Annotated in this window: 13 protein-coding genes; 4 read left to right on the plus strand and 9 right to left on the minus strand. The window is 71.3% G+C overall.

The window, feature by feature from the left end; genetic code table 11:
* Positions 1-55 precede the first annotated feature (55 nt).
* Positions 56-1,072 carry a sigma-70 family RNA polymerase sigma factor gene (locus FCN18_RS19910; protein WP_206077947.1) on the minus strand — a complete coding sequence of 339 codons (1,017 nt, stop codon included), beginning with the start codon at positions 1,070-1,072 and terminating at the stop codon, positions 56-58.
* A 76-nt stretch (positions 1,073-1,148) separates the two neighbouring features.
* Here FCN18_RS19910 and FCN18_RS19915 point away from each other — a divergent pair, with 76 nt between their 5' ends.
* Positions 1,149-1,979, plus strand: coding sequence for an alpha/beta fold hydrolase (locus FCN18_RS19915; RefSeq protein ID WP_113644731.1), 831 nt, complete (start codon positions 1,149-1,151; stop codon positions 1,977-1,979).
* A gap of 89 nt (positions 1,980-2,068) precedes the next feature.
* Positions 2,069-2,563, plus strand: coding sequence for a monooxygenase family protein (locus tag FCN18_RS19920; RefSeq protein WP_137095826.1), 495 nt, complete (start codon positions 2,069-2,071; stop codon positions 2,561-2,563).
* Here the strand turns inward: FCN18_RS19920 and FCN18_RS19925 are convergent.
* Positions 2,560-2,892 (minus strand): plasmid stabilization protein, encoded by a 333-nt coding sequence (locus FCN18_RS19925; protein ID WP_112268584.1) that lies wholly within the window; start codon positions 2,890-2,892, stop codon positions 2,560-2,562. The two genes, FCN18_RS19920 and FCN18_RS19925, sit on opposite strands and share 4 nt — an antisense overlap.
* A gap of 76 nt (positions 2,893-2,968) precedes the next feature.
* On the minus strand, positions 2,969-3,595 hold the full coding sequence (locus FCN18_RS19930; protein ID WP_112268586.1) for a class I SAM-dependent methyltransferase: 627 nt from the start codon (positions 3,593-3,595) through the stop codon (positions 2,969-2,971).
* Positions 3,596-3,812: 217 nt separating this feature from the next.
* On the opposite strand from FCN18_RS19930, the gene FCN18_RS40575 reads away from it, so the two are divergent.
* On the plus strand, positions 3,813-3,947 hold the full coding sequence (locus FCN18_RS40575; RefSeq protein ID WP_267285370.1) for a hypothetical protein: 135 nt from the start codon (positions 3,813-3,815) through the stop codon (positions 3,945-3,947).
* Between the two features lie 12 nt (positions 3,948-3,959).
* Here the strand turns inward: FCN18_RS40575 and FCN18_RS19935 are convergent, their stop codons facing one another.
* Positions 3,960-4,445 carry a pyridoxamine 5'-phosphate oxidase family protein gene (locus FCN18_RS19935; RefSeq protein ID WP_112268588.1) on the minus strand — a complete coding sequence of 162 codons (486 nt, stop codon included), beginning with the start codon at positions 4,443-4,445 and terminating at the stop codon, positions 3,960-3,962.
* A gap of 477 nt (positions 4,446-4,922) precedes the next feature.
* The gene (locus FCN18_RS19940; RefSeq protein ID WP_112268590.1) at positions 4,923-5,495 is read right to left on the minus strand and encodes a TetR/AcrR family transcriptional regulator; all 573 of its coding nucleotides are present in this window, start codon (positions 5,493-5,495) and stop codon (positions 4,923-4,925) included.
* Positions 5,496-5,602: 107 nt separating this feature from the next.
* On the opposite strand from FCN18_RS19940, the gene FCN18_RS19945 reads away from it, so the two are divergent.
* Positions 5,603-6,187: a dihydrofolate reductase family protein gene (locus FCN18_RS19945; RefSeq protein ID WP_137095827.1), complete on the plus strand. Its 585-nt coding sequence runs from the start codon at positions 5,603-5,605 to the stop codon at positions 6,185-6,187.
* Between the two features lie 4 nt (positions 6,188-6,191).
* Here FCN18_RS19945 and FCN18_RS19950 read toward each other — a convergent pair whose 3' ends face one another.
* From FCN18_RS19950 to FCN18_RS19965, 4 genes are all read right to left on the minus strand, one after another.
* The gene (locus FCN18_RS19950; protein WP_137095828.1) at positions 6,192-7,028 is read right to left on the minus strand and encodes an arylamine N-acetyltransferase family protein; all 837 of its coding nucleotides are present in this window, start codon (positions 7,026-7,028) and stop codon (positions 6,192-6,194) included.
* A 34-nt stretch (positions 7,029-7,062) separates the two neighbouring features.
* A complete protein-coding gene (locus tag FCN18_RS19955) occupies positions 7,063-7,872 on the minus strand; it encodes a cytidyltransferase (protein WP_112268593.1) in 810 nt (269 codons plus the stop codon).
* A gap of 83 nt (positions 7,873-7,955) precedes the next feature.
* Positions 7,956-8,807, minus strand: a complete 852-nt coding sequence (catA, locus tag FCN18_RS19960) for a catechol 1,2-dioxygenase (protein ID WP_112268595.1) — start codon at positions 8,805-8,807, stop codon at positions 7,956-7,958.
* A 14-nt stretch (positions 8,808-8,821) separates the two neighbouring features.
* On the minus strand, positions 8,822-9,204 hold a 383-nt coding region (locus tag FCN18_RS19965), incomplete at its 5' end, for a 4-hydroxyphenylacetate 3-hydroxylase C-terminal domain-containing protein (protein WP_323808367.1).

Raw genomic sequence — 9,204 nt, forward strand, 5'->3', positions numbered from 1 at the left:
ACGATCTGGCTCATCCTCATCGGCCTGATGTGGGCGGTCGGGATCCTCTGACCGGTCAGTCCAGCGACGCGGGCAGCCCGAAGGCGGCGAGGTGCTCCGCGCCGATGAACGTCGTCAGCTCGGTGATCCGCTCACCGCGCAGGGCCAGCACCGTGATCGACCAGCCCGCGTGCCTGCCCAGCGCGTCGTCCCAGAGGTAGGCCCCAACGGCGGGCTGGCCGTTCGCGCTCGTGGGCAGGTGCCGCCAGCTGCCGCAACTGCCCAGCGGCACCCGCGTCGCGAAGTCCGTCACCGGGCCCAGGCCGCGGTACCAGTGCGGCAGCGGCGGCATCGACCACGTGACGTCCTCGGTGAGCAGCGCGAGCAGCGCGTCGGCGTCGCCCCGTTCGAGCGCGGTCGTGTAGCCGGTGACGATCTCCCGCACCCTGGCGTCGCCGAGCGAGCGCAGCGTCCGCTGCTGCGTCACGTCCGGCACCTTCTCGGCGACGATCTTCCTCGCCCGCTGCAGCGCGCTGTTGACCGACGCGGTGCTCGTCCGCATCACCTCGGCGATCTCCGCGGCCGAGAAGCCGAGCACCTCGAACAGCAGCAGCGCGGCCCGCTGGTTGCCGGGCAGGTGCTGGCACGCGGCCACGAACGCGAGCTCCACGGCCTCCCGCTGCTCGTAGGCCGACTGCGGGCCGAGCGTGCCCTCGGCGAGTGCCGTGTCGGGGTAGGGGCCGAGCCACGCGACGTCGGTGCGGGGAGCGTCACCGGTCACGGCGTGTTCGCTGGCGGGGCCGAGGTCCACCGGCAGCGCGCGCCTGCCGCGGCTCGCCACCGTGTCCAGGCAGGTGCGGGTGGCCACCGTGTAGAGCCACGACCGCAGCGAGCTGCGCCCCTCGAACCGGGCGAGGCCCTTCCACGCCCGCAACAGCGCGTCCTGCAACGCGTCGTCGGCGTCGTGCACCGAGCCGAGCATGCGGTAGCAGTGCGCGTGCAGCTCCGGGCGCAACGGCTCCACCAGCCGCGTGAAGGCCGCGTCGTCCCCCTCGCGCGCGCTGGCGAGATCCGACTCGGAAATCTGGGTCACGAGCGATGATTCTGCCCCATCGCGGCAGTCACGTACGTCGACAACGCATTTTCCCGCTCCACGGGGAGGACCACTGATGAACCAGACCACCGCTTCAGTCACCACCGGCACGCTGCGGGTTCCCGACGCCACGCTGTACTACGAGGTGCGGGGCAGCGGTCCCGTCGTCGTGCTCGTCGGCGCGCCGATGGACGCGCGCTCGTTCGAGCCGCTGGCCGACCTGCTCGCCGCCGACCACACCGTGCTCACCACAGACCCGAGGGGCATCAACCGCAGCAAGGTCGATGATCCCGGCCGCGATTCCACCCCCGAGCAGCGCGCCGACGACCTGTCCCGCCTGCTCACCCACCTCGGCGCCGGGCCGGCCGCTGTGCTCGGTTCCAGCGGCGGAGCCGTCAGCGTGCTGGCCCTCGCGCAGGCCCACCCCGAGCAGGTGCACACCGTCATCGCCCACGAGCCGCCACTGGACGAGCTGCTCGCGGACCGCGAGGAGCTGCGAGAGCGCACCGAGGACATCATCGCCACCTACCTCGCCGGTGACGCGCTCGGCGCGGGACGGAAGTTCCTCGCCGTCGCCAACATCCACCTTCCCGACGAGGTCGTCGAGCACATGTTCGGCGGCGAACAGGGTCCGCAGGACGCCGCCGACGCCCACTTCCAGTACGCGCACATGCTTCGCCCCACCACCCGCTGGGTGCCGGACTTCGATCGCCTGCGCTCGGGCTCGCCGAGGATCGTCGTGGGCATCGGCGAGGAGTCCGGCGGCCAGCTCTGCGAGCGCACCTCCCTCGCGCTCGCCGACGGTCTCGGCATCGCGCCGACCCGGTTCCCCGGCGACCACGTCGGCTTCGCCGAGGACCCCGGCGCTTTCGACACGCGCCTGCGCGCCGTGCTGCGCGGTGACTGAGAGAATTGAGAAACCCGGCTCGACCGGCTCGTAACGCCTTCGCCCCTGCGCGCGACTATGGGCGGAGTCGGGTTCGTCCGGGAGTGGTCATGGCTGCGATACACCGGGGCAAGTGGGCCGCCGAGATCGAAGGGGACTTCGTGGTGTTCCTCATCGGCGCCCGCGTGAGCCCGCGGCATCCCCTCGCGTGGTTCCGCGACCTCGGCGGCCGCCGGGGGATGCGGCACATGCTTGACCAGCTCATGGCGGATCCCGACAGTGGCCTGCTCGGCTACGTCATGGGGATGCCGGTGATCGTGCAGTACTGGCGCAGCTTCGACCAGCTTGAGGCGTTCGCCGCCGACACCGCCGCGGCTCACCCCGCCGCAGCCAGGACCTACTGGCAGCGGGTGAGCCGCCACGGCCACGGTGCCGGCATCTGGCACGAGACCTATCTCGTGAAGGCGGGCGAGTACGAGACCGTCTACGGCAACATGCCGTCGTTCGGTCTCGGCGCCGCGCGCGGAAGCACTCTGCGGCGGGCCGGTGACGTGGCCAGGGAACGGCTACGACGGGCCCGGTCCGCCGCGTCAGGCACAACCTAACGGCCGAGGGCCTTCTCCAGCTCCTTCTTCGTCATCTTGGAGCGGCCCTGGATGTTGCGCTGCTTCGCCTCGTTGTAGAGCTGGTCGCGCGTCGGTCCACCAGGGCCCTGCCGGTTGCCGGACCGCTTGCCGCCGCGCCGCTGCGGAGACATGTCCTTCGTGGACGTCTTGCTCGCCCGCTTCGACTCGCCGGACTGCGCGCGGTTCTTGTTCACCGTGCGCGCGGCGATCTCTTCGGCCCTGTCCTCACCGGCGCCGCGCTTCTTCTGCGAGGACTTGATGTGCTCGTACTGACGCTCGCGCTTGTTGCTCCAAGCCTGCTGGGGCATCGTGCACCTCCTTGACACGCGACACGCGATGTCCCGCCCGGGGTGCCCCGTCGCTGCGCTCGGTAAACGACCGACGTCAGGAGCGCGCCGCGATCCCACTGATGTGCGACGAGAACGGCGTCCGAGCGTCCGGAAAGCGGTAGCGGTCCAGTCTTTCGATCTGGAACCCGGCGTGCTCGATCGCGGCCGCCGTGTCCCGCCCCGCGTGACAACCGCCCGCCAGTCGCGGCCAGAACGTGGCGTCGAGCAGCCGCTGCACCCGCACCATCCCCGGCGAGTCGGCCCGCACGTGTTCGAGGAAGCGAAGCTTCCCGCCCGGCACCAGCACCCTGCGCATCTCCCGCAGCGCCGACGCCTGGTCGGGCACCGAGCACAGCACGAGCGACACCACCACGGCGTCGACGCTGCCTTCCCCGGCCGGCAGCTGCTCGGCCGTCCCGTCGACCACCTCCACGGGCACCGCGGTCTTCCGCGCCTCGCCCTCCGCCAGCTGCCTCAGGTGCGGCTCCGGCTCCACCGCGATGACCCTGTCGACCGTGCCGGGATAGTGCGCGAAGTTCAGCCCGTTGCCCGCGCCGACCTCGAGTACGGTGCCGCTCAGCCCCGCCAGCAACGCCTCCCGGTGTTCGGCCATGCCGCCGCGTTCCATGGCGCGGCTCAGCCGGGAGTAGAACCGCGCGAAAATCGGATGGTTGACCGCCATACCGTTCACCCTGACACACGAACCGGCGTGCTGCGGTAGTGCAGGCCCTCGGGTGTGGTGACGCTGAGGATGCCGGTGTGGGTGTCGACGTCGTAGTCAACCGTCACGGGTTCTTTGCCGGCTCCATACGGGGTGCGGCTTTCGGGTGAGGGCAGCGTAGTGGGCCTGCTCGTGTTCGGCCGGACAGGATCTGGCCGATCGAGCTGCGCGGTCGGCGGTGGTTCCACCAGCCGACCCAGCCGGGGTCGCGTACCCGACTCGACCAGCGCACCTCGACGACTATCCCGTGCGGGTCAGCTCGGTGCTGCTCGGTGAGCTCAAGGGCATCCCCGAGATCTTTTGCGCCTCCTGAGCAGCCCCGCCCTCAACCCTGCCGCGCACGCATCAGGTCCTCGACCGACTTGGGGAGGGTGGTCTCGAAGTCCAGCAGCTTCGCCCAGCCGGGCGTCACGATGATGCGGGTCATCCGCTGGTACAGCGCGCGCACGCCGGCCTCCCAGCCCGCGAACTCGTCGTCGGGCACCACCTTGCGCGCCGCCGTGATGTACTCGTCGGGAACGCCTTCGACGTCCTCGACGTGCGCGCTGCCGCGGACCAGCAGCACCCGCGGCGGGAAGCTGTCGGTGTCGATCGTGATCGCCACCCTGGGATTGGCCCGCAGCGCCTTCACCTTCGCCGATGTGGGCACTGTGGACATCACCAGCTCCGCGCCGGTCCAGTGGAACCCGATCGGGACCACGCGCGGGCCGCCGTCGAGCCCCACGTAGGAGAACCGCGCGGGGATCGACGACCCCAGCAGCTCCCGCGAGATCGGCTTGTCCATCACCTCGAAGACCTCGTCCCGCCTCATGACCGTCTCCTCCCGTGCGGGTAGCGCCCATGACGGCGCTCTCGAGAGGTGGACGGAACCGCCGCGCGGTTCTCGACACGGCCCGCCAGCGAAACGCGAGAGATCTCGGCCGTGCCGGGTGGAAGGCGTCTCGGCCCACCCGCCGTGGCCCGGCCTCGCCTTGGCGACGTTGCCGGAGCTGGTGCCCAGTGTCGGCGGGCTGGTGCGGTAAGCGGCTGTGTGCGCGATCGCCTCTGGTCCGAGGGCGCCACGTGCTCGAGGCGGTCGCCACCGCGCGGCACAGCCGGACGTCCACATCTGCTGCGCGGGCAAGGCGCTGCCGACGCGCGGTCGTCCGCTGGGCGCGCGGGGAGGGGCTCGCGCTCTGGCCGTCCGGCTGGTGAGGTCGCCGTCGCCCGCGCCGGGACGGGCGGGCGCTGGTGCTCGTGCGCCCGGAACCGAGGAGGACCTGCTCACCCGCGACGTCGGCCGTTGAGCTCAGTCCGGCAGAGCGCTCGCGACGACCATGTCCACGAGGCGGTGGATGTCGTGGCCGGTCAGCACGTCCGGGGTCGTCAGGTGCTCCACGAGCAGCCCGGTCATCGCGAAGTACAGCAGCAGCACGGTGTCCGCCCCGCCCGGCAGTCCAGCGTCGGTGTGGAAATCGATGTTGAAGGCGAGGTTCTGCCGCAGCGTCTCGGTGAGCGCCGTTCGCAGCGCGGGCCGTCGCGTCGCCTCCAGCCGCAACTCCAGCAACGCCAGGTACCCGGCACGGTCGGCGAGCATGCGCGCGCGCAGGTCGTGCATGAGCCGGAAGACCAGCTCGCGCGTGCGCGGCGCCGCCATGACCCTCTCGAGCGCGGCCGGGTCAGGGGCGAGCCGCACGTGGATGTGCAGGCCCGCCTGGCGCAGCAGGTCGTCGCGGTTGGCGAAGTAGTTGGACGCGGTGCCGGCGGGCACCCCCGCCTCGGTGTCGACGGCCCGGAACGTCAGCCCGCGCGCGCCGTCGCGGGCCAGCACCTCGATGGCCGCGTCGGCCAGAGCCGTCCTTCTCGCCTCGTTACGGACCATGCCACCGGACCTCCGTGCGGAAACCACTTGCAACCACTTCGGGCATAGTACTACAAATAGAGTGGTTGCCGGATGTTCCGGCATCGCGAGTCCCCGAGGAGCGCCGCATGCGCAAGCTGACCTACTTCGTCGCCTCGACCATCGACGGCGTCATCGCGGGCCCAGGGGGCGGCGACCCCTCCGGCCCGGACGGCTTCTTCATCATGGAGGGCGATCACCTCCAGGACCTGTTCACCGACTGGCCGGACATCCTGCCCGGTCCCGCCCGCGCCGCGCTCGGCATCGACGTGCCCCCCAAGCACTTCGACACCGTGCTGGAAGGCCGCGCCTCCTACCAGGTCGGGCTCGACGCCGGGATCACCGACGCCTACCCGCACCTGGAGCATTACGTCTTCTCCCGCACCATGACCGAGGCGCCGGACCCGGCCGTGCGTCTCGTGTCCGGCGACCCGGTGGAGAAGGTGCGCGAGCTGAAGCGGCGCGACGGCCTCGGCATCTGGCTCGTCGGCGGCGCCACGCTCGCCGGCGCCCTGCGCCCGGAGATCGACGAGCTGGTGGTGAAGCTCCACCCCGTGGTCGCGGGCGCAGGGATCCCCCTGTTCTCCGGCGAGTTCGGCCCCCAACGGTTCGACCTCGCCGACGTGCGCCGCTTCGACAGCGGCGTGCTGTACCTGACCTACACGAAGAGGTGAGCGGTCACTTCTCCCCGGCGTAGCGCTCGCGCGCCAGCTCGAGGTCGGCGGGGTCGAGGTCCAGGTCCAGCGAGCGCAGCGTCGCGCCGAGGTCGGCGGGCGCGACCGTGCTCTTCTCCTCGGTGCCGTCCGCGTACTCGGCGACGAGTTGCTCGCCGATGAGCTTGCGGCACACGCCGTCGGACAGGCGCATCACCACGAGCCTGCCGGTGAACGGTGAGCGCGGATGCGTGGCGACGTAGTGGTTGAAGACCTCGTAGTCGATCGGGTGCTGCGGCACCTCGTCGAACGAGTACTGCGTCTGCCACTCGCCGTCGCGCAGCATGTGCAGGCGCCAGCCCCGCTCGTCGGCGGTGAGCCTGTGCGGCCAGCCCGCCTGGTCGAGCTCGCTGCCGTCGAGCAACGGCATCGGCCGCATGATGCTGGCGCCGAAGCCGACGTCGGCGAGGTAGTCGGCGCCGTCCACCCGTACCCGCAGGTTCATGTGGGTGTTGGGGCCGGGGTGGTCCGGCTGCACGCGCGCCGCCTGTCGGTTCACGTCGTACCCGAGGCGCTCCAGCACGGCCGCGAACAACAGGTTGTGCTCGTAGCAGTAGCCGCCCCGGCGCCGGTGCACGAGCTTGGCGGTGATGTCGGCCAGCTCCAGTGACGGCGATCGGCCCAGCAGCGGATCGATGTTCTCGAACGGGATCGTGCGCACGTGGGCCTCGTGCAGCGCGGTCAGCGCCGCGGCCGAGGGTGCCTCGCGCCGCTGCCCGACACGCGCCAGGTAGGCGTCCAGGTCGAGCTCGGCGATGTTCCAGACGTCGGGGGTGGTGGCCGGCTTCGTCGTCGTGTTCATGCCGACCAGCTTCACACCTCCAGCGCGCTGGAGGTCAAGCGCGAGAAAGGAAATCGAGTCCAGCCGGGCCCGGCGGCAAAGCCGCGGTGCGGATCAGCAGCTGCCCGCGCGCGGTGACCTGGACGAACGTGATGCCGCCTTTCGATAGCCGCGCTCGGTAGGAGCCGGGCGCGGGCAGCGCCGTCCCGTCCTCGACGGTCAGCGCCCCGGTACGCCAGCCCACCATCCGCGCGAGGCCGTCGACGTGGTGCGGCCTGCCGAGTGCGCGCGCGGCGCCTTCGACGTCGCCGCGCGCGAGGCACCTCCGGATGAACGTCGACGAGCACGGCGTGTGGCCGTCGGTGGCGGGCAGCAGGTCGACGCCGTGCACGGCGACGTCGTGCCGGGCGCCGAGCCGCCGCAGCATCGCGAGGTCACCGCGGGCCTGGTGGCCGAACGTGAAGTTGGCGCCGACCACGACGGCCGCCGCCCGCAGGTCGCCGACCACGATCCGCTCCACGAACGCCTCGGGGCTCAGCCGTGCCAGCTCCTCCGTGAACGACAGCACGCACACGCCGTCGACGCCGTGCCGCCAGGCCAGCTCGGCCCTCCGGTCCACCGTGCTGAGCGCGGTGGTGTCCCTCGGCGCCCCGACCACCCGCGCCGGATGCGGATCGAACGTCACGAGCATCGTCGGCAGGCGATGCTCGCGCCCGACCTCCAGCGTGCGGCCGATGAGACGCGTGTGACCCCGGTGCACGCCGTCGAAGACGCCGATCGTCACCACCTGCGGGCCCAGGTCCGGCGGCAGCTCCGTGAGCCCCCGCCACAGCCGGGACCGCCTGCCCGTGGCCGGTGCCGTCATGGCCAGCTCCTCGTGGTCGCCCTGGTCCCGGCGGGACCGTCCTCGCCACCGGGACCAGGGCCGTCCGGATAGGACGGTGGAGTTCACCCGCGTTCGAGCACGAAGTCGTACTCGGAACGCAACCTGCCGTCGCCCTGCTCCACCGGAGTCAGGACCAGCTCGGGCTTGGTCGCCTGAGCGATGTCGCTGTCGAGCCACTCGCCACCCTCGAAGTACAGCTGGGTGGTGATCGGCCGGTGGCCGGGCGCGCGCACGATGAGGTGCAGGTGCGCGGGCCGCCACGGGTGCCAGCCCGCGGCCTCGATCAGCTGGCCGGTGGGGCCGTCGGTCGGGATCTGGTACGGCGCGGGCTGCACCGTGCTGATCTCGAACCGGCCCTGCCCATCGGTCACGACGACGCCGCGCAGGTTCCCGTCGGGCAGGTGCGGCGCGAAGCCCGAGTAGTAGCCCTCCGAGTCGGCGTGCCAGATGTCGAGCTCGGCTCCCGCGACCGGGTTGCCGTCGGTGTCGCGGACCTGGCCCGCGAACACCAGCGGCGTGCCCTTCTCGTCGGGCCGGGCGGGCAGGCTCGCGACGGACGGGAGCTGCTGCTGACCCGGCAGGTAGTACGGGCCCAGGATGCTGCCCTTGGTGCCCTGCTGGGTCTCCGCTGCGACGTCCTCCACGACGTGCTCGACGAACACGTCCAGGAACAGCGGCCACTCGCCGCCCTCGCCGAGGTCGATCAGCCACTGCTTGGCGGCCTGGAACTCGTCGTAGGTCACCTTCTCGGCGCGGATCGCGTCGTGCACGCCGGAGAGGATGCGGCCGACCACCGAGCTGACGCGCTCGGCGGACACCGCGCCGGTGGTGTGCTCCTGTCTGCTCGCCCGGAACGCCTGCGTCGCTGACGTGCCCGAGCCGCGCGCGGTGGGGGACTGGTCGGTGCTGGTCATGGTCTGCTCCTGGCTCAGCGTTTGGTGCTCATGAGGTCGGGGACGGTCCAGCCGTCGAGGTCGTACTCGGCCATGCACCGCTCGGCGAAGCCCTTCATGGCGTCGGCCGCGCCGGACTGCTGGGCGGCGAAGAGCAGTTCGGCGCGCACGCCCTCGTGGTTGCCGGAGTAGTTGCGCTCGTAGAGCTCGTGGCGGCCGCCGAACTCACTGCCGATCGAGTCCCAGATCAGCTTCATCAGCTTCACGCGCTCGATCGCGTCGATGCCGTTGGAGCCGCGCACGTACTTGTCGAGATACGGCCGCGTCTCGGGTGACTTGAAGTCGTCCGCGTGCGAGGGCAGGTAGATCAGCCCGCTGCCGAGGTCCTGCATGATGATCTCGCGCACGCGCGGGTAGC

Origin of the sequence: Prauserella endophytica (genome assembly GCF_005146945.1) — a bacterium.
In the GTDB taxonomy this organism is placed as follows: Bacteria; Actinomycetota; Actinomycetes; order Mycobacteriales; family Pseudonocardiaceae; genus Prauserella_A; species Prauserella_A endophytica.

Bases quoted from the DNA above. Each gene is read 5' to 3' on its own strand.
- FCN18_RS19915 (WP_113644731.1), top strand. From the start codon at position 1,149: ATGAACCAGACCACCGCTTCAGTCACCACCGGCACGCTGCGGGTTCCC.
- FCN18_RS19920 (WP_137095826.1), top strand. From the start codon at position 2,069: ATGGCTGCGATACACCGGGGCAAGTGGGCCGCCGAGATCGAAGGGGAC.
- FCN18_RS19925 (WP_112268584.1), bottom strand. From the start codon at position 2,892: ATGCCCCAGCAGGCTTGGAGCAACAAGCGCGAGCGTCAGTACGAGCAC.
- FCN18_RS19930 (WP_112268586.1), bottom strand. From the start codon at position 3,595: ATGGCGGTCAACCATCCGATTTTCGCGCGGTTCTACTCCCGGCTGAGC.
- FCN18_RS19935 (WP_112268588.1), bottom strand. From the start codon at position 4,445: ATGAGGCGGGACGAGGTCTTCGAGGTGATGGACAAGCCGATCTCGCGG.
- FCN18_RS19940 (WP_112268590.1), bottom strand. From the start codon at position 5,495: ATGGTCCGTAACGAGGCGAGAAGGACGGCTCTGGCCGACGCGGCCATC.
- FCN18_RS19945 (WP_137095827.1), top strand. From the start codon at position 5,603: ATGCGCAAGCTGACCTACTTCGTCGCCTCGACCATCGACGGCGTCATC.
- FCN18_RS19950 (WP_137095828.1), bottom strand. From the start codon at position 7,028: ATGAACACGACGACGAAGCCGGCCACCACCCCCGACGTCTGGAACATC.
- FCN18_RS19955 (WP_112268593.1), bottom strand. From the start codon at position 7,872: ATGACGGCACCGGCCACGGGCAGGCGGTCCCGGCTGTGGCGGGGGCTC.
- catA (WP_112268595.1), bottom strand. From the start codon at position 8,807: ATGACCAGCACCGACCAGTCCCCCACCGCGCGCGGCTCGGGCACGTCA.